We start from the raw sequence: 26,052 nt of genomic DNA, 5'->3' as shown, positions 1-26,052 counted from the left end.
CTCACGCGTGGGGCGGGAAGTCAGGCCGCCCGGCCTCTCGTGGCCAGCGCGTCGCGCACGACGATCGCGCGCCGCAGATCGACCATGATCGGGTCGAAGAACCGCTCGCGGTAGCGCGGCTCGCTGACCGCGGAGAAGATGAATGGCAGCGTGGCGATCAGGGACAGCAGGGTCGCGGCTTTGATGAGGTTGACCGTGACGGGCAGCTCGGCCCCGCCGATCACGAGCGGCTCGACCGGCAGCGGCTGCGCGGCGCTGCCAGGGCCGACCCAGATCTGGACCACTCCGGGCGGAATCGCGACCGATCCGATCACGATGAGCAGAGCGCACAGCAGCGCCGCGAAGAACAGTGCCTGCAGCAATTGCGCGAAGGTCATGACGAGCAGGATGTTCGCCCGCTGCGGCCAGCGCAGCGGATGCCGTGCCGCGCTCGCACCCGCGACGTGCTCTGCGGGGGTGCCCGACAGCAGTGCGGCGCGCTGCTCGAGCGTCGGCGCATAGGTCTCGTCGTCGATCTCGCCGGCGCTGACCCGCAGCACGACGATGGTCGCGAGGGCTCCGATCACGAGACCGACGAGCGCCAGCGAGCTGCCGTGCAGGGCGGATGCCATCTGCCACACCTCGGCGGAGAAGAAGGCGAAGACCACGAGCATGAGAATCACGGGAAGTGCGATCGACGCCATGTGCCCGATCGCCGAGGCGTTGCGCACGGCGAGCCGCGACGCCCACGAGATGAGGGCGCCACCGCCCATGCCTGTGACGAGGACGCACACGGCGATGATCACGAGGGTCTCGACCACAGGGCTCACCGTGGCCCGGGGGTCGAGCGCGTAGCCGCCCGCGATGAGCGCGGCCGCGCACAGGACGATGACGACCGAGGCCGCCGCCGTCGCCATGCCGACCGGAAGCCGCCGCACCGCGAGCCGGACGAGCAGGAACGCGACCCAGGCGAGCGCCAGCGCGAGCAGCAGCAGGATCAGCACGGCCACCGCGAGGACGGTCTCGTCCCCACCCGCGGTCTCGAGCGTCACCGCGATCGCCGCATCGAGTCCCTCGGTGAGCAGCCCCAGCGCGACCGTCACCCAGGTGAGCAGCGGAGCGACGCGGCGCGGCAGGTCGGTGAACCAGCGCCGCAGCGGCACGAAGGTCGGCAGCCCCTGTTCGCGGAACCAGCGGTCGGCATCCCGGCGGATGCTCGCAGGAGCGTCGGCTCGGGGGCGTGGTCGAGGGCGTCGGCGCGCGGAGGACATGGACGTGAGACTACGGCACGGCCGGCGATCAAGGCAGAATCGGGTGAGACCAGCGGATGACCCCGAGGAGAGCTCTGTGGAGAAGACGAGATGGGCCGTTCTCGGCCCCGGCACGATCAGCGGCGACTTCGTCACGGGACTCCGCAGCTCGGAGTTCGGGGTGCTGCATGCGGTCGGCAGCTCGGATGCCGGGCGGGCAGCGGCCTTCGCCGAGCAGCACGGCGCAGCAGCATCCGGCACCTACGATGTGCTGACCCGCGATGACGTCGACGCGGTGTACATCGGCACCGTGCACACAACCCACGCCGAACTCGCCATCCGCGTACTCGAGGCGGGCAAGGCCGTGCTGTGCGAGAAGCCGGTCACGCCGACCGCCGACGAGACCGCGCGGGTGCTCGCGGCTGCCGCCGAGTCGGGGCGTCCCTTCGTCGAGGCGTTCAAGCAGCGCTTCGGACCGTTCGCGGATCTGCTGCGCACGATCGTGACGGAGGGCGAACTCGGAGAGGTTCGCGAGGTCGTGGCGGCGTTCGGATACGACCAGCATCCGCGCACCGGTCGCGCTTTCGATCCCGCTCTCGCGGGTGGGGCGATCCTCGACGTCGGCTGCTATCCGACCTCGCTCGCCGTGGAGGTGGCGCGTCTCACCGGTCGGAGTGCGCTGCCTGTCGAGTTCAGCGAGGTGACGGCAGAGCGGGTGAACGGCGTCGATGCCGACACGACCGCCACGCTCACCATCGGAGATCTGGCGGTCGAGCTGCGCACCGCGGTGATCCGCGAAATGCCCGGAGCGGCGGTGATCCGCTGCGAGCGCGGCGAGATCGTGCTGCCGGACGCGTGGGGCAGCCGCATCGAAAGCCCGTCGTCGCTGATCCTTCGCTCTGAGGGAGAAGAGCGCATGCTCACCGCACCCACGGTGCAGCCGATGGGCGCCGAAGCGGATGCCGTCTCGCGCGCGCTCGCCGAAGGGCGCGCAGAGGCCCCCGAGATGCCATGGGCCGACACCGCGCTCATCGCCGAGATCAGCACGCGCTGGCTGGAGAAGGCGCGGGGTTAGGGCTTCGAGCGAACGGGAGGCCGAAGGCCGAGACATTCCCTGATCAGCTTGAAAAAGACAGCCCGAGGAAGTTATCCACAGGGCTTCCTGACTTCGTATATATGTTCTAAACTCGATGCATGACCAACCAGCATCTGCTTCCGCTCTTGGAGGCGATCGCCCGCCTCGAAGAGGCGTGGGCGGATGCTGACAGCGGGATCGATCTGTCTCGGGAGCAGCTGGTCGCGGCCAATGCGGCGTTGGGCGTGCTTCAGCGCCGGATCGACGGGCTGCACACCGAGATCGCCGCCGGCATCGCACACGAATCGCGTGTCGAACTCGGCTCGGCGGGGCTGGCGAAGGAGCAGGGGTTCCAAAACCCTGCAGCGATGATCGCCGCAGCCACGGGCGGATCATCAGGCGACGCGTTCCGCCTTGTGAAGGTGGGGGAGGCGACCGCGCCGCGCGAGAGCCTGCTGGGCGATCGGCTTCCCGCGAAGTATCCCGCTGTGCGATCGGCCGTGTGCGCCGGTCTGATCAGTGCAGCTGCAGCAGCCTTGATCGTGGCTCTGCTCGACCGTGCGCGGCTGAAGGCCGATCCGGCACGTCTGGCCGAAGCCGAGGTGATCCTCGCCGAGCGTGCTTCGGGCCTCTCGCTCGATGAGGTGCGCAAGCTCATCGCTCGTGCGGAGGCGTGGATCGATCCCGACGGGGTCGCGCCTCGTGAAGACCAAGCGCGAGGCAGTCGATCGCTGACGATGTTCGAGCGCGACGGCTCGCTGCATCTCAGTCTCACGATCGACGTGGCCGCAGGCGCATCGATCAAGGCGGCCGTGCAGGCCTATGTGGCAGCGGCATTCCAGGCGAGGCAAGTCGCGCCGCACCCTGATGCGATCGATGCCGACCGCCGCACCGTGCAGATGATCCAGGCCGACGCCATCGCCGACATCTGCGCACACGTGCTCGGCTGCCATGACGACCTGCCCATGGCCGGCGCGACGGTTGTGGTGCGCGTAGACCTCGAGAGCCTCGCCGAGGGCCGGGGCTTCGCGACGATCGACGGCAGCGACAACCCGATCAGCATCTCCTCATGCCGGCGCATGGCGGCGGGCGGCGGGATCATTCCCCTCGTGCTCGGGTCTGTGGGAGACATTCTCGACTGGGGCCGTGAGAAGCGCCTCTTCACCCGAGCGCAGCGTCTCGCCCTCGTCGAAAGAGACGGCGGATGCGCGATGTGCGGGCTTCCACCGCAGATGACCAAGGCGCATCACCTCCGATGGTGGAGCCGGGATGCCGGTCCGACAGATCTCGACAACGGCGTGCTGCTCTGCGAGAGCTGTCATCACCGCATTCATGAGAACGGATGGGACATCCGCATCGATGGGGCCGGTGTGGCGGCGCGCGTGTGGATCATTCCGCCCGCGAACGTCGATCCCGCGCGAACGCCGAGACTCGGCGGCAGAGCTCGATATGACGTGGCCGCATGAGTGCCTCGGGGCGGGATCCGCGAGGCGGCATCCCGAGTTCGTCAACGTCGCTTGGCGACACGCGGTCTGTTGGCACGTGGCTTGTCGGACCCGGGTCTCGCGGAGGGAGTGCCGGCCCGTGGACTGCTGTACCGCCGCCGAAGTCCGTCAGTGCGCGGCGGAGGCCGGCGTCTCCTCGCCCTCGTGGAACGTCGGGCGCTTGCCGAGCATCCGCCCGATTCCGAGCACGATGCCGACGATGATCAATCCGGCAGCCAGCCCCGCGATCGCGGAGAACAGGGTGTCGCCGATCCACACGATCACGGCGCCCGCGGGCTCGAGCGCGTGCTCGATTCCGTGCAGGATGTCGGCGCCGAAGTGCACCCCGACTTCGCCGAGGTTCACGAGCAGCAGATGGCCGCCCACCCAGAGCATGGCGACGGTTCCGAGGATGCTGATGAAACGGAAGACAGCCGGCATCGCGTTGACCAGCCGGGTGCCGTTGCGGCTGACGCGCTTGTCCGAGCTGGTCGCCATCTTCAAGCCGATGTCGTCGATCTTCACGAGCAGAGCGACCGCCCCGTAGACGACGGCGGTCATGATGACGGCGATCACGGCGAGGATCGCGAGGGTCATCCAGATGCCGAGGCCCGTGTCGAGGCTCGCGAGCGAGATGAGCATGATCTCGGTGGAGAGGATGAGGTCGGTGCGCACGGCCCCGAGCACGAGCTTCCGCTCATCGCGTGCGCTCTCGTCTTCGTGGCCGTGCTGGATCCCGAACCACTCGAGAACCTTCTCGGCGCCCTCGAAGCAGAGGTAGAGACCACCGACGATGAGCAGATAGGGCAGCACCCACGGAGCGAACGCCGTGAGCAGCAGCGCCACGGGGATGATGATGACGAACTTGTTCGCGAGCGATCCGAGCGCGATCTTTCCGACGACCGGCAGCTCGCGGGCGGGCGTGATGCCCTGCACGTACTGCGGTGTCACGGCGGCGTCGTCGATCACGACTCCTGCGGCCTTGGCCGAAGCCTTCATCGCCGCACTCAGGATGTCGTCGACGACAGCGAGCAGTCCAACCGACATGAGCGTCCCCCTGTGATGTGTGTCGGGGAGCAACTCTACCGAGTCGGCAGAAACTCACAGCCCGCTCCCAGCCCCGCGGGACCAAAACAGCCACCGCGTCCGTTCTTCTCAATGACGCCGCAGCCAGCGGCGTCAGACAAGGAGCATCATGTCGAATGAGTACCGCAAGACGCCCGAGGCAGTCTCTGCCCTCACCGACTCCCAGTACACCGTCACGCAGCGCGACGGCACCGAGCCGCCGTTCCGCAACGCCTACTGGGACAACCACGACGACGGCATCTACGTCGACGTCGTCTCGGGCCAGCCCCTGTTCTCCTCCATCGACAAGTTCGACAGCGGAACCGGATGGCCGAGCTTCACGAAGCCGATCGACGCGGATGCCGTCACCACCCGCACCGATCGGACCCTGTGGATGACGCGAACCGAGGCGCGCTCCACCGGCGCCGACAGCCACCTCGGACACGTCTTCGACGACGGCCCCGTCGAAGACGGCGGCTTGCGCTACTGCATGAACTCCGCCGCGCTCCGTTTCATCCCGGCATCCCGCCTGGAGGAGGAGGGCTACGGTCGATACAGCGGCCTGTTCACCGACAACACTTCCGACATCGCTGAGGAGCAGTCATGACCGACACCGGAACCATCACCCGCACGCCCGGCACCGAGACCGCGGTCCTCGCCGGAGGCTGCTTCTGGGGCATGGAAGACCTGATCCGCCGCCAGCCCGGCGTGCTTGACACGCGCGTCGGCTACACCGGCGGCACCAACGATCACGCCACGTACCGCAACCACCCCGGACACGCCGAAGCCGTCGAGATCGTGTTCGATCCGACCGTGACGACGTACCGGGACATCCTGGCGTTCTTCTTCCAGATCCACGATCCGTCGACCCTGAACCGTCAGGGCAACGACATCGGCTCGAGCTACCGCTCGGCGATCTTCCCGCTCTCACCGGAGCAGGAGGCCGTCGCCCGCGACACGATCGCCGACGTCGACGCGTCAGGTCTGTGGCCGGGCAAGGCCGTCACCACGATCGAGCCCGCTGGCCCGTTCTGGGAGGCCGAGCCCGAGCACCAGGACTACCTGATCAAGTACCCCAACGGCTACACCTGCCACTTCCCGCGTGCGGGATGGGTGCTGCCGAAGCGCGCTGAGGTCTGAGCGCGGCGCCGGCGCTGCAGCAGCGTCGGCGCGCGGTGACACCCGCCATTCCGCGTGAGACGTCTGATTCCGAGTGAGGTCCGTGCGCTCGCCGCCGGGTCTCACGCGGAAAGCTGGGTCTCACGCGGAAAGGGGCAACTCACTCGGCGAGGAAAGCCATCGCCGCCTCCTTGAACGCCCGCGATCCCGGGGCATTGAAGTGGTTGCGGTCGGGGATCTCGAAGAACGTGCCGTTCGGCGCGGCGGATGCGAGCGCCTTCGATCCCTCGATGATCGCGTCTTTCGAACCGGTCGCGAACAGGATGGGGCGGGTGGGAGCATCCGCGGGGTCCGGATCGATCGTGCCAGACGCCCGCATGCCCTCGGCCAGAGCGACGAGAGCCTGCAGGTCGTTGCCGGGCACCCGCTCGGTCAGCGCGATATAGTTCTGCGTGGTCTGATCGGCGACCGGCGTGCCGTCTGCGATGTACGCGCGCACCTGGTCGAGGTTCAGCCGGGCGAGCGGGATGCCGTCTGGCACGCCGCCGAGCACCGCACGGCCGATGCGGTGCGGCAGATCGCGCACCACCTCCCAGCCCACACGGGCGCCCAGCGAGTAGCCCACGTACAGCGCATCGTCGACCAGGTAGGTGTCGAGCACGGATTCGACGTCGGTCGCCAGAGTTCGGATGCCGTAAGCGCCCGCTTCGTGCGGCTTCTCGCTCAGCCCGTGACCGCGCTGGTCGAGCGCGAGCACGCGATAGCCTGCGCGGGTCAGCTCGCGGACCCAGCCCGTGAGCCCCCAGTTGTCGCGCGCGTTCGAGGCGAACCCGTGCACGGCGACCACCACCGGAGCGTCGAGATCACCCCACGTGTACGTCGCGAGCCGGGTTCCGTCGGCGGCGTACACCTGCTGAGGTGCGGGCATGGATGTGAGGTCTGCAAGAGGAACGGCCACGGATCAATCATGCTCCTGCAGCTCTGCCCCGGCGTCCGTTGCGGCGCGCTGACCGGCGTTGCCGGCTCGAGAAGCCTTCACCCCCGGACATCACTTGGCAACGATAACATTCTTCGATACGCTGAGCCGCGCGGTCCACCGGCCATCGGGGCTGTGGCCGCTGACATGCGCTCCGGGTGCCGGGGCTGCATCGCGTATTCGAAGGAGAACGACGTGAGACGAAGAGGTTTCGTGAAGTGGCTTACTGCGTGCGCCGCGGCCGCGCTGCTGGCGGTCGCACCGGCGATCAGCGCCAGCGCGTACACGCCCGTGCCGAACGTGCTCTACCAGCTCCCCGGGAGCGAGGACTGTCTGAAAGGGCGCGGCAACTGCGTGATCTATGCGAAGTCGGCCGAGCTGGCGAGCGGCCGTCTCGTGGCAGCCTTCGAGGAGGCGACGGTCACCGATTACCCCGCTCCCGACACGATCGGCGGAGCGATCGGAGGCACCATGCCGGTGTGGAAGAGCGATGACCATGGCACCTCCTGGCAGCACCTGTCGGACGTCGCTTCACCGGCTGCGATGACCGACGACCCGGCGCTGGACAAGTACTCGAGCAACTGGGGAAGCCCGTACCTGTACGTGCTGCCGCAGACGGTCGGCTCGCTTCCCGCAGGCACTCTCCTGCTGGCCAGCGTGGTCACAGGAGAAGACGAGTATTACCGCGAGCAGAAGCTGCGGGATCCGAACTGGGTGCCCACCAACGACGGCGACCGACGCGACATGGCGGTCGCACTGTACCGCAGCGACGACGACGGTCGCACCTGGTCGTTCGTGAACATCGTGGCCGCGGGCGGATGGCAGGGCGGCAGCGCCGGCGCCATCGGCGTGAACATCGCGCAGGCGAATTCCACCCGGCAGCAGGACCCCGTGTGGGAACCGCATCTGACCGTGATCGGAGGGCGGCTCGTCGCCTATTACTCGGATGAGAACGACTACATCGGCTACGACTCGACGACCGGCGTCCCCACGATCGCTCCGTACAACGAGACCGGACCGGATTCGCGCGCGCAGATCCTCGTGCACAAGACGTGGGACGGCACCGCGGTCGGGTGGAGCCAGCCCGTGGTCGATGTCGCGGGCGACACGTTCGCCTTCAACGGCGGCCAGCAGATCGGGGGTGGACGACCGGGAATGACGACGGTCGCGCCGACCAGCGACGGGCGCTGGTTCATGACCTTCGAGTACTTCGGCGGTAGTGACAACGTCCGGTACAAGCTCTCGAACGATCCGCTGAAGTTCTACGCCGACGGCGACCCGAACGGCACCGACATCAGTCAGTTGCCGGTCGACGCCGGCTCGCGGCGGCTCTCGACCGGTGGCAGCCCCGTTATCGTCGGTCTCCCCGACGGGCGTATCGCGTTCAACGCCGCGGGCAGCGGCAGCATCTGGGTGAACGACGGCGCCAGCACCGACATCTGGACCGAATATCAGACCACTCTCGGAGGCGGCTACACGCGCACGCTGCAGCCGCTCAGCGCCAGCGGAACCGTGATGATCCTCCAGGCGACGTGGGGTGGCCCGTCGAGCCAGCCCAGTATTGCGTACGGCGAAGTGGACCTCGGATTCTCGGCAGGGACGTACTACCGGATCGTGAACCGTAAGACCGGTCAGGTGCTCGGAACGGGCAGCAGCACGAACGACGCGAACCTCGGAAACGGTGATCAACCCGACGTCCGGCTCGAGGCGGCATGGTCTGCGGCGAATCCGGCGACGCAGCTCTGGCACGTCACCCCGAAGCCGAACGACACGGTGACGCTTCTCAACAAATCGGGCGGCAGGGCCGCGGGCATCTGGACGGGCACGCCGAGCGCCGGACAGCGTCTGGGTCAGTGGGTCGATGACGAGATAGGCGGACTGTGGCACGTCGTCGACGCGGGGAACGGATACGTCCGGTTCCAGTCGACGGCAGACGCCGCGCTCTACATGACGGGCGCCGCTGCGGGCGGTCCAGTGACCACTCAGACTCAGGCGAACGACGGATCCCAGGACTGGCAGCTCGTGCCCGAGTCGGCGGGCTCGCAGAGCCTGCGCAACGCGGGCAGCGGGCTGTGCGCGGACGTCTGGGATCGGAAGGTCTCGAACCAGAGCCCCATCAAGCAGTACGCCTGCGGAGCGGGCCTCAACCAGAAGTGGCAGGTGCGCTCGGTGGGTGCCAGCGTCGAACTGGTCAGCGCGAGCAGTGACAAGTGCCTCGAGATCGGTGCGTACAGCGCCATCGCGGGAGCCGCAGCCACGCAGTTCACCTGCAACGGCGGCGGCAATCAGCTCTGGACGCGCGTGACGGCTGCGGACGGCTCGTTCACGCTGCGCAACGGGAGCAGCGGCCAGTGCCTGGAGGTCTTCGGAGGGTCCATGAGCAACGGAGCGGCAATCGGCCAATGGCCGTGCAACGGTGGCGCGAACCAGAGGTGGACGCTGGGCTGAGGCCCGCACCCGGGGAGAGCCCCCAGATGAGTGGAGATTGAGCAAAGGGGACGCGTCGGAAGCCCATCGGGATCCGGCGCGTCCCTCGGCGCGCGCGCGTCGCGTCGCGCCGCATCTCGTGGAGTCTGGGCGGCATGCCGGGGGCATCGCCGCGGGGATGGTGCGCGCGGGCGTCGGCGCGCACGACCCCCGCGCACACAACGGGTGCCGACACGCCAGATCGGGGGACGAATCCGTCGAAACGTCCCCCGATGTGGCGTGTCGACCCCCGAAGCGGTCGAGGCGACCAGGTCTCAGAGGCTCGCGAGCTCCTTGTCGAGATCGTCCTCGACGGCGGGGACGCTCTGGCGCAGCGCTTCGCCGAGCCCGGCATCCACGTTGGTCCAGTACTGGTAGAACCGCTCGCGGATCGCGTCGATCGTGATGCCTCGGCCCTGTCCGGTGAGCACGTCGAGGAACCGAGCCCGCTGTGCGTCGTCGAACACCTCGCGGTAGAGCGTGCCGGCCTGGCCGAAGTCGTCATCATCGGCCCGCAGCGTCGCCGACGCGCGCATCAGCTCACCGTCCGACTCCCAGCTCGCCTCGGCACCCGCCACCGGGTCGGCGGTGGGGCCGCCGGCGGCGCCGAAGGAGTTCGGCGTGTACACGCGATGCTCCGCCGGGTTGAACTTGTACTGCATCTGGCCCTCGTGCATGTAGTTGCGCACCTCGGCCGCGTGCGGCTGGTTGACCGGCAGCTGGTTGTAGTTCGCGCCGATGCGGTACCGCTGAGCGTCCGAATACGCGAACACGCGTGCCATCAGCATCTTGTCGGGCGAGATCCCGGTGCCGGGCACCTGGTTGCCCGGGGAGAAGGCCGCCTGCTCGATCTCGGCGAAGAAGTTCTGCGGGTTGCGGTCGAGCGTGAACGTGCCGACCTTGATGCGCGGGTAGTCCTTCTTCGACCAGGTCTTGGTGAGGTCGAACGGGTTGAAGCGGTACGTCTTGCCCTCTTCGTACGGCATGATCTGCACGAAGACGTCCCACGACGGGTTCTCGCCGCGCGCGATCGCGTCGAACAGGTCGCGACGGTAGTAGTCGGCATCTGACCCTGCGAGCTTCTCGGCCTCTTCGGGGCTCATCGCCTCGACGCCCTGGTGGGAGAGGAAGTGGTACTGCACCCAGAAGCGGTCGCCCTCGGCGTTGATCCACTGGTACGTGTGCGAGCCGTAGCCGTTCATGTGGCGCCAGCTGCGGGGAAGGCCGCGGTCGCCCATGAGGTAGGTGACCTGGTGCGCGGTCTCGGGCGAGAGCGTCCAGAAGTCCCACTGCATGTCGGCGTTGCGCAGGCCCGAGTCGCCGAGGCGCTTCTGCGAGTGGATGAAGTCGGGGAACTTCATCGCGTCGCGCAGGAAGAAGGTCGGGGTGTTGTTGCCGACGATGTCGAGGTTTCCCTCGGTCGTGTAGAAGCGCAGCGCGAAGCCGCGCACGTCGCGCCACGTGTCGGGGGAGCCCTGCTCGCCGGCGACCGACGAGAAGCGCAGCAGCGTCTCGCTCACCGCGCCGGGCTGGAACACCGCGGCCTTCGTGTAGGCCGAGACGTCTTCAGTGACCGTGAAGGTTCCGAAGGCGCCGCCGCCCTTGGCGTGCGGGTTGCGCTCCGGCACACGCTCACGGTTGAACGACGCGAGCTTCTCGACGAGGTAGCGGTCGTGGAGGACGGTGGGGCCGTCTGCTCCGACGGTGAGCGAATGAGCGTCGCTCGGAACCGGCGTTCCGGTCTGGGTTGTGGTGGGCTCGGTCATGTTTCTCCTTCTGCGCGCGGGTACGACGAACACCCCTGCCCTTCTGGGGAGGGCGGGTGGCGGGCGCCGGACTACCGCGCGGCGTTCTGGCAACTGGGGCACAAGCCCCAGAAGGTGACTTCTGCTGTCTGGACGGTGAATCCCCCCGTGCTCGAGGGGGTCAGGCACGGCGCGACGCCGGTGACGCAGTCCACATCGCCGACCGCACCGCAGGAGCTGCAGACGACGTGATGGTGGTTGTCTCCGATGCGCCGCTCGTACAGCGCCGCGGAACCCGCCGGTTCGATCCGGCGGATCAGGCCCGCCGTCGTCAGGTCCGCGAGGATGTTGTGCACCGACTGGATCGACGTGGTCGGAAGCACGTCGGACACCGTGCGGTAGACCCGCTCGGCGTCCGTGTGGGGCATGGACTCCAGTGCCTCGAGAACGGCGACGCGCCCCGCGGTCGCACGAAGACCCGCGTCGCGAAGCGCGGAGTCGAGGTCGGTGTCCATGCCTCGACTGTACACGTTGTTTTTAGTGATTCAAAAGAAGTATCGGCATGTCGGTTGGTGGATGCCGGATGCCGTCGGGATGTCACGCGGGCCTGTTTCCGAAAAGGGGGAGAGTCAGCGCCGCTCGCCCTGCCGCGTACGTGAGGGCGAAGAGCAGGACCAGAAGCACGATGCCGATGACGGGGGCGAGCACGACCGCGGGATGATGCCGAAGAAGGACGATCGCGGCTCCTGCGAGGGCGAGCAGGACGACCGACCCGATGTAGAAGGCGTTCATGGACGCGGCGAAAGCGGCGTAGTCGCATGACGTGGCCGTACAACTCGCGATGCTCAACGCCGAGAGGACGGTGTGCCCTGCGCCGAGGATCGTGAAGAACAGCTGTGCGATCCACATGGCGAAAGCCAGGGGAACTCGACCTGTGGGATCGCTCATGTCGGCTACCGTAGCGGCTCACGGCCCAGGGTCGGGATTCAGGAGCGGGTGATCGTGAACCCCTCGCCGCGCACGCGAACCTGTCCACTCGCCGCCGCCTGGCCGCGCTGCGAGCCGCCGGCGTCGTAGGCGCGACCGTCGCCGGGTGCGAGCCGCGTCACGCGCGCGTCCGATCCGGAGCCGTTCGCGTACAGGACGGCAGAGCCCGTCGTGGTGGCGTACACCGCGGTCGCGACCTGCGGCTGGATCACGAGCGCATCGAGACGAAGGTCACCGGTGCTCGTGCACCGCACCGTCACCGGGCCGTCCGGCAGGCTGCCGCCGAGCAGCTGAGGCACGAGCATCCCCTCCGCTTCCGTGAGGCCGCGATCTCCGGCCCCGCCGGCCGGCGTCCGTGTGCTCCACAGGCTTCGACCGCCCTGGAGCACCTCCCATTCCGCCTCGCCGGAATCGGCGGCCTGCCGCCACACGAGACCGTGCAGGATGCCGCCGGCCTCCGTCACGTCGAACTCGACCCACTCACCGGCCGGCACCTGCACGAAGGCGCCGCCGGAGAGATTGCCCTCCCCGGTCCAGGCGCCGCCCTCGGGGTGCACGACGGTGCACCCGGCGGAGAGGCGGGCGTTCTCGGCGTCGACGGCACGCAACCCCGAGAACGACCTCAGCCCCGTGATCGACGTCGCGACCGCGGCGATGTCGGGATTCGCGTCGAGCAGGAGCATTGTCAGCAGCCCGTGGATGGTCGACTCGGCGCCCGAGTTGCGGTTCACGCGCCCGTCTGTCTCCACGCCGTCGAAGGTCACGCCGGTCGCGGGGTCGTATGTCGCGACGTTCGCCGTGTTGGCCCCGAAGAACCAGCCGGCCGCGAGCCCGGCCAGCACCCGGAGGCCCTCGCCGCCCGAGGCGGCCGCCTGCACCGCCCCGGCGACGCGGCCGTGTGCGCCGTACGCGATCTGCGCCTCCGCGGGCAGGGGCGCCCACGCGTTGTGCGGCCCGCCGGTGGCGAGCACCTGAGGCGTGAAGCGTGCCGCATCGGCGACCGCGGCCGCCGTCCACGCCTGGCGTCCGAGCACCGTGCCGGCGCGCCCGAGCGCCTCCGGAGCGGCGGCGCCCCAGGCGTGCCAGAAGCCGAGCGAACCCGTCCACGGCAGGACAGCCCCGAAAAGCCACCCCACGCGCGGGACGGTCGCCATCGCGGCGACGCCCTCGCCGTACGTCTCCAGTGCCGCCCTGCTGCGGTCGTCGCCGGCGCCGGCGGCAGACGCGAGTCCCAGCATGGCCTCGGCTGTGGCATCCGCTCCTCCCGCGATCAGCCACGCGGGCAGCGGCCGCCCGTCGCTCAGCACCCACTGGCCCGCGCGACTCAGCGACTCGCGCTCGAGCGCATCGAGGCACAGGTGAAGTCGATCCAGGAGGAAGCCGGCGAACGCGGCATCCTCGTTGCGGAAGGCGGCGTATCCTTCCCCGAACGCCCACACGGTCCGCGCCAGCCAGTAAGACTCAGCCGAGTCGGAGGGGTCGGGAAGCTCGACCGGGATGGCGCTCGGGTTGAGCGTGCCGTCCTGCTGCTGCCACAGCACCACGCGACCGGCATCAGCACCTGAGACGGTCTGCAGGTAGGCGAGTCCGCGGAGCACGTCGCGCGCATCGTCGCGGCTCCGGGCATCTCCCGTCGCGATCCAGTCGCGCACGAAGACGACGGCGGCCCGTGCGATGTCGTCGGCGTTGAACGCGCCCTGGCTCCAGTAGCCCGTGCTCGAGTCGAGGCTGCCTCCGCCGACGCGGCGGAAGCCGCCCGCCCCGTCGGCATCCGCGTAGGTCCACGGCGCTCGCACGACGGGTGCCGCATCGATACCGAACGTCGTGTGCGCAGCGCTCGCCGCCACGGGAACGTCCGCGAGGAGGAAGCGAAGGTGGGCGAGATTGGTCAGGCGGAGACCCTGCGCCGCCGCGACGGATGCGCCGGAGCGGATCGCGCCGGTCTGCGCGACGGCGGCGTCGACGGGCAGCAGGGCGAGAGCGGATGCCGCCGCCGCGAGCGTGAGGAACGTGCGGCGTGACGTCTCCATGTCCTCAGCGCTCCTCTCCGGAATTCCGCAGCGCCCGGCCCCACGGCTGAGCCGGGTCATGGATGGCGACCGCGAGAGTGGTGTCGGACTGCCCGTAGTACGCGAACCACCTGTCCTGGAACTTCACCAGTCCCTCGACGAAGGTCACGTTCGAGACCAGGCCGTTCCTGTCCTCGAAGGTCTGCGGGCGCAGCCACGGCTCCTGCAGGCGGGCGATCACCCTGGTGGGCTCGTCGGGGTCGATCGCGATCTGCCCGCAGCGGTAGTCGACGTCGACGGTGCCGTCGTCATGCACGACCCTGGTCGCCCCGTTCGTGAGGAAGACGAGCAATCCGTTGTCGGCCAGCACGGGCGAGGTGCCGATCTCGACGAGAGCCTCATCCCACGTGCCAGGAGTCGGGGAGTACATCGGCTCGGTGTCGGCGGTGCCCGGCGTCCAGTGGATCAGATCGTCGCTGGTCGCCCAGTAGATCGACCCCTCGCCGAAGTACATCCACCATTTCCCCTGCATCTTCTGCGGCACGATGACTCCGGCCTTCGACCAGTTGAACCCGCGCGGGTCCATGGTCTTGAAGGTGTCGAAGTCGTCGAACAGCGGACCGTGCTTCGTCCACTCGCGCAGATCGGTCGAGGTCGCCAGGCACAGCTGCGCGCTGTGCCGGTCCCACCCGGTGTACGTGAGGTAGTAGGTACCGTCGATCAGGGCGATGCGCGGGTCCTCGCATCCGAAGCGCTCGTAGTCCTCGGAGGGGGAGAGGATCGGCGCGTCCTCGCGGGTGAAGTTCACGCCGTCGCGCGAGCGGGCCATTCCGATGTGCGACACGATGTCGTCGGCGTGCGCGCGGTACAGCAGCACAACCTCGTCGCCGTCGACGATCGCGGCCGGGTTGTACAGGTTCGCCGACTCCCAGCTGTCGCCGCGAGGCCGGAGGATGGGGTTTCCCTCGTAGGGGGTGAAGGGACCCAGGGGGAAGGATGCTCCAGTGAACATGGGGGCCTTTCTGGTCAGCCTTTGACGGCGGCGCCGAGGTCGGTCGCGGTGAAGAACCGCTGGAAGACGATGAACAGGATGACGACGGGGAACGCGAGCGCGGTCGCCCCGGCGAGGATCGCGCCGTTCGGGTTCGCCGTGGACTGCGCGACGTTCGAGATGTAGTTCGCGAGCGACACGGCCAGCGGCTGCAGCGACGCATCCTTCGTGATGAGGAACGGCCAGAGGAACTCGTTCCACGGGCCGATGAAGGTCACCAGGACGACCGTGACGAGCACGGGCCGGATGAGCGGGATGGCGACCGAGGTGAGCAGCCGGATCTCGCCGGCGCCGTCGATCCGGGCGGCCTCGAAGATCTCCACGGGCAGGGCCTTGAAGAACTGCACGAAGATGAACACCGCGGTGGTGTTGATCAGGAACGGCAGGATCATGCCGAGATACGAGTCGCCCAGTCCGTAGTTGCGGGTGATCTGCACGTACAGCGGGATCATCAGCAGCTGAAACGGCACCATCTGGACCAGCAGCATCAGCACCCAGATCACGCCGCGACCGCGGAAGTCGAGCCGCGCGATCGCGTAGCCGGCGAGCAGTCCGAACACGACGGTCCCGAGCAGCACGCCCGCGGTGAAGATCAGCGAGTTCAGCAGGGACCCTGCCAGGTCGATGCGGGAGTCGATCGCGGTGAAGTTGTCGATCGTCCAGCCGCTCGTGGGCAGCACCTCGCTCGGCGAGTTGGTCGGATTCTGCTGGAAAGCCCCGACGAGCATGAAGTAGAACGGGAACGCGAAGCCGATCGCCGCCACAGTGAGCACGATCAGGCTCAGGATGCGGGGGAGTGAACGCTTGCGGGCCATGGGTCAACGCTCCCCCGTCGCGCGGTTGGCGGCCAGCGACAGCATCCCGACCAGGATCACGAGGATCATGCCGATCGCCGCGGCCGTGTCGGGGTTCTGCTGCTGGATGCCCAGCTGGTAGATGAGCAGCACCGGAGTGGAGGACGCTCCGTCCGGGCCGCCGCCGTTCGTGAGCAGATACGGCTCGGTGAACAGGTTCGCGCCGGTGATGATCGACAGGATCAGCACGAGGGTGGTCGCACTGCGCACCCCGGGGACGGTGACGTTCCAGAACCGGGAGAGCGCCCCGGCCCCGTCGGTCTCGGCCGATTCGTACAGCTCCTTCGGCACGTTCTGAAGAGCGGCCAGGTACAGCAGGATGTAGAACCCCAGCTGCTTCCACGTCACGTAGAAGGCGATCATGGGCATGGCGAGCCCGCTGTTGACGAGCCACGACGGGTCGGGGGCGAGCGGGCCGAGAAGGGTGTTGATCAGGCCGTTGCCCGAGAACAGCAGCATCCACACGCCGACCAGCGACACGCTCGCGGTCAGATAGGGCACGTAGAACGCCACGCGATATGAGGCCACCCACCGGATGCCGGTGTTCAGCGCCGCCGCGAGCACGAGCGCCAGCACCGCCGTGAGCGGCACGTTGATCACGAGGAACACGAGCGTGTTGCGGAACGACTCGAGCACCCTCGGATCCGTGAGCACCGTGACGAAGTTGTCGAAGCCGACGAAGGGCCGGTCGACCTCGACGTTCGGCGCCGTGAAGAAGTAGTCGTGGAAGGCGATGTAGACGGCGAACGCGAGCGGGTACGCGAAGATCGCGATCACGAACACGAAGTACGGCAGCGCGAAGAGGCCGCCGATCGGCTGCGCGCCGAGCCATCTGACGCGCAGCCGCCGGTTCTCGGTCATGGCGTCACTCGGCGACGAGCTTGTCGATCTTCGAGGCGGCCGTCTTCAGGAAGTCGTCGATCGACTCCTTGCCGAAGATCACCGCAGAGGAGTACTCGTCGCGGAACGCCTGCCAGGCCTCGACGGAGTTGGGGATGCTGGGGACATCCGCCGTCGCCTCGACCTGCTTCGCGAAGGCCTCGTATGCCGGGTTCGCGGAGAAGTAGTCGGGGTACGTGCCGGCGAGATCGGTGCGCATCGGCATCTGTCCGGTGAGCTCGAGCAGCTGCCCGTCGTTCTCCTCGTTGGTGGAGAACTGCAGGAAGTCCCAGGCGGTGCCCTGGTTCTTGCACGAGGTGAACATCGAGACGCTCTTCGAGTCGGCGAAGGTGGTCGGGTTCTCGCGGCCGTCACTGGTCGGCACCGGCATGAAACCCACGTCGACCGTGTCGGCGTACGAGGGGATCGCCCAGGGACCGGCGAGCTGCATCGCGGTCGTGCCCGCCGACATCGCGTCGTCGGTCGATGCCTCGTTGGGTGCGAGCTTCTCGTCGTAGATCGTCTTCCAGAACTCGGCGACCGTGCGACCGGCATCCGAATCGAAAGTGGCCTTGCCGTCTTCGACGAGCATGGTCCCGTCGGTCTCCGCCAGGTAGAGCGGATAGAAGTCGAACCACGGCTGATAGAACTCGCTCGTCGGCGCCGGCCAGATCGCGCTCTGCACGCCGGAGGCGACGATCGCACGCGAACCGGCGAGGAAGTCGTCGTAGGTCGCCATCTTCGGGTTCTCGGGATCGATGCCCGCCGCCTGGAACAGCGCCTTGTTGTACATCACCATGACCGGGTTCGACTTCCACGGCAGCTGGTAGAAGTCGCCGTCGGTGGCGTAGGCGTCGAGGTCTCCGCCGCGCTCGGTGATGTAGTCGCTGCCGCCCTTCATGGAGTTGAGGTCGACCAGGCCGCCCTGCTTGACCCAGCCCGAGACGGCCGCAGGAGCGACGTTGTAGACGAGGCACGGCGCGGTGCCCGCCGTGATCGCGGCCGTGATGGCCTCTTCCGAGGATGAGCCGGCGGGGATCTCCTGCGCGGTGACCTTCTCGTCGGGGTGCTCCTTGTTCCAGGCGTCGACGACGGCGTGACCCCAGGCGACCTCCTGCTCGTTGTTGGACAGCCAGACCTTGATCGGGCCCTTGCCGTCGGCGGAGCCGGCGGAGCCACCACCCGATGAGCATCCCGTCGCCAGGAGCGCGACGGCGCTGATCACTGCTGCTGCGCGGATCTTCTTCATGGTGTCCTCCTCGACACGGTGGATACGGCGGATGACTGCGCCGAGGTGCTCTCTCGAAGGTGCACGACGTTGCAGTCGACGGTCTCGGTGCGCGGCTGCGCGCCGAGGATGTCTGCCCGCAGGAGGCGGGCGGCCGCGCGACCGCGCGCGGCGGGGTCGGACGAGACGCTGGTCAGCGCGGGGGAGAGGTGCGCTGAGAGGTGGTCGTCGTCGAAACCGGAGATGGCCAGGTCGTCGGGGATCTTCAGGCCCTGCGACCTCGCGTAGGAGAGCCCGGCGATGGCCATCGTGTCGTTCGCGTACATGATCGCGGTGGGTCGCTCGGGCAGGGCGAGCAGCTCGGCGGTGAGGGCCCGACCGCTCGCGGCCGTGAAGTCGCCCTCGCGCAGCAGCTCGTCGCCGTGCATCTCGTCGATGTACGCCTCGGCTCGAGCGCGCGAGTGCACGTAGTCGAGGGGTCCGGAGACGTGGGCGATGCGCTCGTGACCGGCCTCGCGCAGGTGAGCGACGATGTCGCGGATCGGCGCCGCGTCGTCGGTGCGGATGCAGGAGAACGGATGCTGCTGGTCGTAGGCGCCGACCAGCACAGTGGGAAGACCCAGCTCGTCGAGAAACGGCACGCGCCAGTCGTCGACCCGCAGGTCGAGCAGCAGAGCGCCGTCCGCTCGCCCGTTGGCGAGTGAGCGGTATGCGCGCTCCTCCGCCTCGCGGCCCGAGACGACCTGCAGAACGAGCGCTGTCTCGGATTCGGCCAGCACCGACTCGACACCGGCGATGAAGGCGGGGAAGAACGAGTCGTTCGCGATCACGTCGGGGTTGCGTGCGAGCACTACGGCTACCGCATTGGCGTGGCGGTTCGCGAGTGCCCGTGCGCTCTGGCTCGGCACCCAGCCGAGCTTGTCGACCGCGGCGAGGACCTTGGCCCTGGTCTCCTCGGAGATGGGCCGGTTGCCGCTCAATGCGTGCGAGACCGTCGCTTTCGTCACACCCGCTGCGCGGGCGACATCGGCGATCGTCGTGCGACTCATGCCACCTCCTCGTGGATCCGTGTAAACCGGTTTGATGAGTGTAAACCGGTTTGATGACCCGGGTCAATGCCCGGTACCGCGTACGACTCAGTCGACCGGGTAGTCGGCGAACGCGAATCCTGATCCGTCCGGAGCCCAGCTCGGCACGTTGATCGTGCCCTGTCCGCCGTGCAGGGTCGCGATGGTCGTCGGCGAGCCCCACGCGTCGACGGATACGAGCCGCAGCTCGACCTCCAGGTCGGCGGGATGACCCGTCGTGCCCGGGGGATAGCTGAGGTACACGGCGATCTCCCCGTCGGGCGAGACGTGCGGGAACCAGTTCACTCGCTCATCGAAGGTGAGCTGCGTCAGCTCCGACCCGTCCGGCCGCACTCGCGCGATCTGGGCGCGGCCGGGTGAGAACTGCTCGGTGTTGAACAGCATCCATTCGCCGTCCGGCGTCCACTCGCATCCGTCGGCCGGGCCGGGATGCGTCGTGACCGCTCTGTCGTCCCGCCCGTCGACGCCGATCGTATGGATCGTCGCCGAGGCCCACCAGTTCTCGCCCTCCGGCTGCAGCCGCACATACGCGAGGCGGCGACCGTCGGGACTCACCCCGTGCAGGAAGTGCATCGCCCCGTCGTCGTGGGTCACGCGGGTCGCGGCGCCGCCGGTCAGAGGCAGCTGCCAGATGTGCCAGTCGTTCGCCGAGGCGAACACCGTCTGCCCATCGGGGGCGAGCACGTGATCGTTGTTCGCGTCGGGCAGTCCCTCGGCGAGGATCTCCTCCGGGGCGGCCGAGCCGTCGACGGGCAGCAGCCCCAGCCGACCGTCGCCGTTGACGAGCAGGCGGTCGTCCGCGGTCCAGTTCGGTGCCTCGAACAGCACGTCCCGCGATTCGAACACGGTGCGGACGGCGCCGGTGGCCCGATCCCACACCCGGAGCCGGCACCGCTGGCCGGGTCGCAGTTCGCGCCCTCGGCTCATGCGCGCTCCGCGAGGAAGGAGCGGATGCCGTCGACGATGAGGTCGTGGTCGTCCTGCGACGACAGGCCGGACGCGGTTGCCGCCGCGACGACCCCGACCCCGCGGACGCGGATCGGGAAAGAACCGCCCGTGATCGCGTACTCGTCGCCCAGCCAGCCGGAGCCCGCAGCGTCGATCCCGGCGGCGGTGAAGCGCGCGTCGACGAGGGCGCTGCTGGTCTCCATGCGCAGCACCAGCGCCGCTTTGCGTGCGATCCAGACCTCCTGGTCAGGGGTGATCCCCGGGAGCGCTGCGCGGAACAGGATGAGACCGGGGCGGCGGATGTCGATGCCGACCCCGTGCCCGGCGGTCTGCGCGATCTCGGTGATGCGCGTGCCCAGGCGCCAGGCGTCTGCGTGGTCGAAGCGGTCGAAGACGAGCTCTTTCTCCTGCAGCTCCAGCTCGGCGATCAGATCGGTCATCGATGCTCCTCGTTCGTGGTCTTCGCACGGTATCGCGGAACGCTCGGCATCCGGAAGAGAGGAGCCCGGAGGCGGTGCCCAGCGGATGCCGGCCGCGGAGCGGCGCTCAGACGAAGCGCACGGTCTGCTGCAGGCGGGTGCGCACGTCGAACAGCTCGTTGCCGCCGATCGCTCTGACCCCCGGCACGCCCTGTCGGAGCACCATGGCCAGAGCGCTGCGGCGCACCACCACGACGGGGATGCCGCGCACCGTGCCCATCGGGGTGACGGCCTGCACGAGATCGTCGTCCGGCAGCACCACGATCGCGCCGCCGAAGCGCACGCGGGCGGCGCGCGCGGTGGCGCGCATGCGCCCGAGCAGTGCGGTCACCGGCGCCCTGACGCCGACGCTCGGGCCCGTGATCTCGCCGCGGCGGAACCCGACGACGCCGCCGAAATCCTCCGACATCACGCCATACAGACCCGATGGGCTGAGCACCACGTGGTCGAGCTTGTCCTCGGGGTCCGCTCCGGTGGCGACATCGTGCCACACGGTGAAGCCCATGCCCAGGTCGGCGACCGTGCGGGCCGTCGCCTCCTCGGCGAGGGCGTCGGCGAGGAGCCTCCGGAGCTCGCGCGGAGCCTGTCGCACCAGTGCGGGGTCGTAGGGATCGGGCACCTCGGCGCCGATGCCGGCCCACTCCCGGATGAGCGTGAGATACCTCTCGCGGCGCCAGCCGCCCGGCTGTCCGTAGGAGCGCGCCCGCGGACGCGTATCGGGCCGCGTGGTCTGCGCGCGCCATCCGCTCCACTCGCTCTCGGCGGCGAAGCCGTGACCGCGATCGTACGCGGCGCGGCCCTCGGGGGTGCCGACGAGCTCCCAGGCGTACTGGACCTGGATGAACACCGCCGCGTCGCCGCCGGTGTCGGGGTGGGTCTGCCGCAGCCGCAGCCGGTATGCGCGGCGCAGCTCCTCGTGGTCGACCGCCGGGTCCACGCCGAGCACCTCGTACGCCGAGGCCGAGAGCGGGCTGTCGAACATCTCGCTCCTTCCGACCGCCTTCTCAGGCTAGTCGCTGCTCAGGGGCGATCGGGCGCCGCAGGCGCGATGCCGAGTGCCCGCAGGTCGCGGAGGATCTCGAGCTGCTCGCGGTTGATCGCCATGAGCTCTTCGATCTCCCGCTTCGCCGCCAGGTTCGTCTCGTAGTCGTGCTGAGCGAGAGCCGCGGCGATCGCGTCCTGCCGCTTGGCGGCGATGAGCAGGATCGCTCCCTGCAGTCCGGCCAGCATGCTGAGGAAGAGGTTGAGGAGGATGTACGGGTAGGGATCCCAGGAGAGGGCTGTGAGGTTGATCACCGCCCAGACGATCATGAAGAGCACGAAAGCGGCGATGAACCGCCACGAGCCCATGCCGTTGCGCATGCGATCGGCCGCACGCTCCCCGGGGGTGAGCCGGTCGGCCTGGTCCGCGTGCCAGTTGGTGAGAGGTCGGGTCATCGGCCCATCGTAGGACCGGCGGATGCCGTGCGGGAGAGGGCTCAGTCCGGAACGTCGACGATGCGTTCGACGCCGAACACGGGGGCCACGGCACCTGCGGATGCCGCGGCGAGATCGTCCGCCAGGCGGAGCAGCTCCGTCGCCGGAACCCACAGCTCCAGCGTGACCTGCGACGCATACCGCGGCTCGCCGAGCGTGGCGCCGTGGTGTCCAGCCCAGTCGCGGAGCAGATTGTCGAAGCGGCCGGCGTCTGCGTGCGCAACGTCGATCGATGCCTGAGTGAGCGATTCGCGGCGCACCGTGGCCGCGAGGTCGAGCGCCTCCGAGACGGCCGTCGAGTAGGCGCGCACGAGGCCTCCCGCGCCGAGCTTCACCCCGCCGAAGTACCGTGTCACCACGGCGACGACGTCGGTGAGCTCTCGTCGCCGCAGCACTTCGAGCATGGGCACGCCGGCCGTGCCCGATGGCTCGCCGTCATCCGACGACCGGGCCTGGTCGCCGAGGACCCCGGTGACCATGGCGCTGCAGTTGTGCCGCGCATCCCAGAACCGCTTGCGGATGCCGGCAATCACGGCATCCGCCTCTGTCACTGAGGAGACGGGCTCGATCCTCGCGATGAAGCGCGACTTCTTGACGACCAGCTCGTGCTCGACCGCCGCGGCGATCGTCGAGGGGTACCGGCGGGTGCTCACGCGCCCACGCTACCCTCGGGCCCCGTGTCGAGTGCACGCGATATCGCCGAGCGCACGGCCTGTCGACGCCGGGTGCGCGTGCACTCGACGAGTTCGCGTGCACTTGGCGCAGTGAACGTGCGCTCGGCGCGGCCAGACGGGGTCGAGACCCGACCGCGACTCAGCGCTCGACGAACGACATCTGCTGCGAGTTGTAGCGATCGCCGTGCACGCCGACCGTGGCGGCCAGACGATCGAGGCCGGCGACCTCGTCGGCCGACAGCGCGACGCCCGTCGAACCGGCGTTCTCCGCGATGCGGGCAGTGCGGCGGGTCCCCGGAATCGGCACGATCCACGACTCCCGGGCGAGCAGCCAGGCCAGGGCGATCTGCCCCGCAGACGCCTCCTTCGCAGCAGCGAGCGCGGCGACGTGCTCGACCAGCGCCTGGTTCGCGGCGCGGTTCTCCTCCGTGAAGCGCGGGATCGTGCCGCGGATGTCGCCCTCGGCGAAGGACGTCTTCTGGTCAACGGTCCCGGTCAGGAATCCCTTGCCGAGCGGACTGAACGGCACGAAGCCGATGCCGAGCTCGCCGAGCGTCGGCAGCACGGACTCCTCGGGGTCGCGCGTCCACAGCGAGTACTCGCTCTGCAGCGCGGTCACCGGATGCACGGCGTGCGCCCGCCTGATCGTCTCTGCCGAGGCCTCCGAGAGGCCGAAGTGCCTGACCTTGCCCTCGGCGATCAGCTCGCCGACGGTGCCGGCCACGTCCTCGATCGGCACCGCGGGGTCGACCCTGTGCTGATAGAACAGGTCGATCACGTCGGTGCGCAGGCGCCGGAGCGATTCCTCGGCGACGCGGCGGATCTGCTCGGGGCGGCTGTCGAGCCCGACGCTCTTTCCGTCCTCGATCCTCCAGCCGAACTTCGTCGCGATCACGGCCTGGTCGCGGACCGGCTCGAGAGCCTCGCCGACCAGGTCTTCGTTGACGTACGGACCGTAGACCTCGGCGGTGTCGAAGAAGGTGACGCCGAGGTCGAGGGCGGATCGCAGCACCGCGATCATCTCGCCGCGGTCGCCGGGATTCGGGCCGTAGCTCTGCGACATCCCCATGCATCCGAGTCCCACCGCTGAGACCTCGAGTCCCTGTCCGAGTGTGCGCGTGTGCATCAGCTCTTCCCTTTCGTCTGTCGTGATGTGAGTCGACGTTACGCCGGGAGCGACGGCGCGTGGGAGGGGCTGATGGACCCCCTCAATCGAACGATGGAGGCGCGGCGACGCCGGCAGGGTGAGAATGTGAGGATGCCGTCGGACGATCGCCTCCCCGCCTCCGGGCACGTGCGCACGTGGGCCGGGCTGATCCGTTCCGTGCGGGTGGGGCAGGCCGCGATCACCGTGGTGCTCGTCGCCGTCGGCTCGTGGCGGGCGCTGCTCGATGGCGTGCCGCTGCCGTGGGTCCTCGCGATCGGCCTCGTCTTCCTCGGCTGGTACGTCGGCGGTCTGCTGCTCGGCGAGCGCACCGGCGGTCCGCGTCTCGCGGCCGGCTGGCTGATCGGCCTGACGCTGATCTGGCTGGGCGCGGTCGCGGTGTCTCCCGAGTACGTGTGGCTCGCCTTCGCGCTCTGGCTGCTCGCCGGATTCGTGCTGCGGATGCGGTGGGCCGCCGTTCTCAGCATCCTGATCCTGGCGGTCGTGATCGCGGCGCCGGTGCTGCACCACGGCTCCACCAGCTACGCCAACGTGATCGGTCCGCTGGTCGGCGGGGTCTTCGCGCTGGGCATCGCGCGGGGCTACCTCGAGCTCGTGCGCGATGCGCGCGAGCGACGCCGCCTGATCGCCTCGCTCGTCGCGACGCAGCAGGAGATGGCGGCGCTGCAGGACGAACTGGCCCGCACCCAGCGCGAGTCGGGGGCGAACGAGGAGCGTGCCAGGGTGTCGCGCGACATCCACGACACGGTCGCTCAGAGCATGACGTCGATCGGCATGCTGGCGCGGATGGCGGGAGAGCCGGATGCGGACGTCACCCGCTCGCTCGAGCAGATCTCCGAGCTGGCAGCCGGCGGCCTGGCCGACGCCCGCCGCATCGTGAACGACCTCATGCCCGCAGAGCTGGACGGCACCGCGCTGGGAGACGCGCTCGGCAGGATGCTCGAGAGATTGTCGGACGAGACGGGCATCGCGGCGGCGCTGCAGGCCGACGGCGATCTGCCCTCGCTCGGCCTCGACGCCGAGGTCGCGCTGCTGCGCACCGCGCAGTCGGCCCTCGCGAACGTGCGCGCGCATGCGGGCGCCTCGCGGGTGGTGGTGACCCTGGCTGATGCCGGCGACGCGGTCCGGCTCGACATCGTCGACGACGGACGCGGCTTCGACCCCGCACGGCTCGACGCCCCCGGACCCGAGGGCGGCTACGGGCTGCGCGCCATGCGGGCGCGGCTGCGAGAGCTCGGCGGCGGGCTCGACGTGGAGAGCGCGCCGGGCGACGGCACGGCGCTGTCTGCGCACGTGCCGATCGGCCGCCGCTCGGCCCGGATGCCGGATGGCGGGCATCGGCCTGCACCGGGCGCACGTCCCGGTGAGGGGGCTGCGCCGTGACCGCCGTGCGCGTGCTGCTCGTCGACGATCATCCGATCGTCCGCGCCGGGGTGCGCTCGCTGATAGACCGGCGCGACGACATCGCCGTCGTCGGCGAGGCCGCGTCCGGAGAAGAGGCGATCGCGCTCGCCCGGCATCTGCAGCCGGACGTGGTGCTGTGCGATCTGCGCCTGGGCGACGGCCTCGACGGGGTGCAGACGACCAGGCAGCTGCGGGCCGAGCATCCGGCCCCCGCGGTCATCATCCTCACCACCTTCGATCGCGACGCCGAGATCCTCGGGGCGATCGAAGCGGGTGCGGCCGGCTACCTGCTGAAAGACGTGGCGCCGGACGAGATCGTGCAGGCGATCCGTCGCGCGGCCGGTGGTGGGCTCGTGCTCTCGCCCGAGCTCAGCGAACGAGTCGTCGCGGTCTCGCGCGCGCCCCGCGTGCGGCTCACCGAGCGGGAGCTCGACGTGCTGCGGCTGCTCGACACCGGCTCGTCCAACCGCGAGATCGCGAAGACGCTGTTCGTCACCGAGGCCACGGTGAAGACGCATCTCGTGCACATCTTCGAGAAGCTCGGCGCCGACAGCCGCGCGCGGGCCATCGCGATCGCCCGCGACACCGGCATCCTCTGACCCGTCTCAACCGATCGATGGATCCGGCGCGCGGATGTGCGCGGCGGTCACT

25 protein-coding genes are annotated in these 26,052 nt (G+C 69.0%); 7 read left to right on the top strand and 18 right to left on the bottom strand.

Annotated features, from left to right (window positions below; all coding sequences use genetic code 11):
* Positions 1-20: 20 nt before the first annotated feature.
* Positions 21-1,250, bottom strand: coding sequence for a hypothetical protein (locus RS84_RS08395; RefSeq protein ID WP_045257320.1), 1,230 nt, complete (start codon positions 1,248-1,250; stop codon positions 21-23).
* A gap of 76 nt (positions 1,251-1,326) precedes the next feature.
* Here RS84_RS08395 and RS84_RS08390 point away from each other — a divergent pair, with 76 nt between their 5' ends.
* Positions 1,327-2,304 (top strand): Gfo/Idh/MocA family protein, encoded by a 978-nt coding sequence (locus tag RS84_RS08390; protein WP_045257319.1) that lies wholly within the window; start codon positions 1,327-1,329, stop codon positions 2,302-2,304.
* Positions 2,305-2,423: 119 nt separating this feature from the next.
* Entirely contained in the window at positions 2,424-3,770 is a 1,347-nt protein-coding gene (locus RS84_RS08385) for an HNH endonuclease (protein ID WP_045257318.1), read from the top strand.
* Positions 3,771-3,917: 147 nt separating this feature from the next.
* Here the strand turns inward: RS84_RS08385 and RS84_RS08380 are convergent, their stop codons facing one another.
* Entirely contained in the window at positions 3,918-4,835 is a 918-nt protein-coding gene (locus RS84_RS08380) for a DUF808 domain-containing protein (protein ID WP_045257317.1), read from the bottom strand.
* A gap of 148 nt (positions 4,836-4,983) precedes the next feature.
* On the opposite strand from RS84_RS08380, the gene msrB reads away from it, so the two are divergent.
* Both msrB and msrA read left to right on the top strand, forming a co-directional pair.
* A complete protein-coding gene (gene msrB, locus RS84_RS08375; protein ID WP_045257316.1) occupies positions 4,984-5,460 on the top strand; it encodes a peptide-methionine (R)-S-oxide reductase MsrB in 477 nt (158 codons plus the stop codon).
* Positions 5,457-5,993 carry a peptide-methionine (S)-S-oxide reductase MsrA gene (msrA, locus tag RS84_RS08370; protein WP_045257315.1) on the top strand — a complete coding sequence of 179 codons (537 nt, stop codon included), beginning with the start codon at positions 5,457-5,459 and terminating at the stop codon, positions 5,991-5,993. The genes msrB and msrA overlap by 4 nt, the downstream gene beginning before the upstream one ends.
* Before the next feature lie 139 nt (positions 5,994-6,132).
* On the opposite strand, the gene RS84_RS08365 is transcribed toward msrA, so the two are convergent.
* Positions 6,133-6,930: an alpha/beta fold hydrolase gene (locus RS84_RS08365; RefSeq protein WP_200891999.1), complete on the bottom strand. Its 798-nt coding sequence runs from the start codon at positions 6,928-6,930 to the stop codon at positions 6,133-6,135.
* Between the two features lie 213 nt (positions 6,931-7,143).
* On the opposite strand from RS84_RS08365, the gene RS84_RS08360 reads away from it, so the two are divergent.
* A complete protein-coding gene (locus tag RS84_RS08360; RefSeq protein WP_200891998.1) occupies positions 7,144-9,396 on the top strand; it encodes an RICIN domain-containing protein in 2,253 nt (750 codons plus the stop codon).
* A gap of 293 nt (positions 9,397-9,689) precedes the next feature.
* Here the strand turns inward: RS84_RS08360 and RS84_RS08355 are convergent, their stop codons facing one another.
* From RS84_RS08355 to RS84_RS08285, 15 genes are all read right to left on the bottom strand, one after another.
* Positions 9,690-11,180 (bottom strand): catalase, encoded by a 1,491-nt coding sequence (locus tag RS84_RS08355; RefSeq protein ID WP_045257313.1) that lies wholly within the window; start codon positions 11,178-11,180, stop codon positions 9,690-9,692.
* Positions 11,181-11,251: 71 nt separating this feature from the next.
* The gene (locus tag RS84_RS08350) at positions 11,252-11,674 is read right to left on the bottom strand and encodes a Fur family transcriptional regulator (protein ID WP_045257312.1); all 423 of its coding nucleotides are present in this window, start codon (positions 11,672-11,674) and stop codon (positions 11,252-11,254) included.
* Positions 11,675-11,756: 82 nt separating this feature from the next.
* A complete protein-coding gene (locus RS84_RS08345; RefSeq protein ID WP_152641782.1) occupies positions 11,757-12,107 on the bottom strand; it encodes a hypothetical protein in 351 nt (116 codons plus the stop codon).
* A gap of 38 nt (positions 12,108-12,145) precedes the next feature.
* A complete protein-coding gene (locus tag RS84_RS08340; RefSeq protein WP_045257310.1) occupies positions 12,146-14,176 on the bottom strand; it encodes a hypothetical protein in 2,031 nt (676 codons plus the stop codon).
* A gap of 4 nt (positions 14,177-14,180) precedes the next feature.
* Positions 14,181-15,167 carry a glycoside hydrolase family 130 protein gene (locus tag RS84_RS08335; RefSeq protein ID WP_045257309.1) on the bottom strand — a complete coding sequence of 329 codons (987 nt, stop codon included), beginning with the start codon at positions 15,165-15,167 and terminating at the stop codon, positions 14,181-14,183.
* 14 nt (positions 15,168-15,181) lie between these two features.
* The gene (locus tag RS84_RS08330) at positions 15,182-16,021 is read right to left on the bottom strand and encodes a carbohydrate ABC transporter permease (protein ID WP_045257308.1); all 840 of its coding nucleotides are present in this window, start codon (positions 16,019-16,021) and stop codon (positions 15,182-15,184) included.
* Positions 16,022-16,024: 3 nt separating this feature from the next.
* Positions 16,025-16,921 (bottom strand): carbohydrate ABC transporter permease, encoded by an 897-nt coding sequence (locus RS84_RS08325; protein ID WP_045257307.1) that lies wholly within the window; start codon positions 16,919-16,921, stop codon positions 16,025-16,027.
* 4 nt (positions 16,922-16,925) lie between these two features.
* Complete coding sequence (locus tag RS84_RS08320; protein ID WP_045257306.1) at positions 16,926-18,188, bottom strand: ABC transporter substrate-binding protein; 1,263 nt, start codon at positions 18,186-18,188, stop codon at positions 16,926-16,928.
* Entirely contained in the window at positions 18,185-19,216 is a 1,032-nt protein-coding gene (locus RS84_RS08315; RefSeq protein WP_045257305.1) for a LacI family DNA-binding transcriptional regulator, read from the bottom strand. The genes RS84_RS08320 and RS84_RS08315 overlap by 4 nt, the downstream gene beginning before the upstream one ends.
* Positions 19,217-19,303: 87 nt before the next feature.
* Complete coding sequence (locus tag RS84_RS08310; protein ID WP_045257304.1) at positions 19,304-20,182, bottom strand: TolB family protein; 879 nt, start codon at positions 20,180-20,182, stop codon at positions 19,304-19,306.
* A complete protein-coding gene (locus RS84_RS08305; RefSeq protein ID WP_045257303.1) occupies positions 20,179-20,643 on the bottom strand; it encodes a heme-degrading domain-containing protein in 465 nt (154 codons plus the stop codon). The genes RS84_RS08310 and RS84_RS08305 overlap by 4 nt, the downstream gene beginning before the upstream one ends.
* Before the next feature lie 106 nt (positions 20,644-20,749).
* On the bottom strand, positions 20,750-21,664 hold the full coding sequence (locus tag RS84_RS08300; RefSeq protein WP_045257302.1) for a J domain-containing protein: 915 nt from the start codon (positions 21,662-21,664) through the stop codon (positions 20,750-20,752).
* Positions 21,665-21,702: 38 nt separating this feature from the next.
* The gene (locus tag RS84_RS08295) at positions 21,703-22,119 is read right to left on the bottom strand and encodes a DUF1003 domain-containing protein (protein WP_045257301.1); all 417 of its coding nucleotides are present in this window, start codon (positions 22,117-22,119) and stop codon (positions 21,703-21,705) included.
* Positions 22,120-22,160: 41 nt separating this feature from the next.
* Complete coding sequence (locus RS84_RS08290; protein ID WP_045257300.1) at positions 22,161-22,811, bottom strand: YigZ family protein; 651 nt, start codon at positions 22,809-22,811, stop codon at positions 22,161-22,163.
* Positions 22,812-22,971: 160 nt separating this feature from the next.
* The gene (locus RS84_RS08285; RefSeq protein WP_045257299.1) at positions 22,972-23,958 is read right to left on the bottom strand and encodes an aldo/keto reductase; all 987 of its coding nucleotides are present in this window, start codon (positions 23,956-23,958) and stop codon (positions 22,972-22,974) included.
* A 132-nt stretch (positions 23,959-24,090) separates the two neighbouring features.
* On the opposite strand from RS84_RS08285, the gene RS84_RS08280 reads away from it, so the two are divergent.
* Both RS84_RS08280 and RS84_RS08275 read left to right on the top strand, forming a co-directional pair.
* Positions 24,091-25,380, top strand: coding sequence for a sensor histidine kinase (locus RS84_RS08280; RefSeq protein WP_045257298.1), 1,290 nt, complete (start codon positions 24,091-24,093; stop codon positions 25,378-25,380).
* The gene (locus tag RS84_RS08275) at positions 25,377-26,000 is read left to right on the top strand and encodes a response regulator (protein ID WP_045257297.1); all 624 of its coding nucleotides are present in this window, start codon (positions 25,377-25,379) and stop codon (positions 25,998-26,000) included. The genes RS84_RS08280 and RS84_RS08275 overlap by 4 nt, the downstream gene beginning before the upstream one ends.
* Positions 26,001-26,052: the final 52 nt, after the last annotated feature.

The organism is Microbacterium hydrocarbonoxydans (assembly GCF_000956475.1).
Lineage (GTDB): Bacteria > Actinomycetota > Actinomycetes > Actinomycetales > Microbacteriaceae > Microbacterium > Microbacterium hydrocarbonoxydans_A.
The sequence above is the reverse complement of the archived record's forward strand: the minus strand, read 5'-3'. Positions and strand labels throughout refer to the sequence as shown.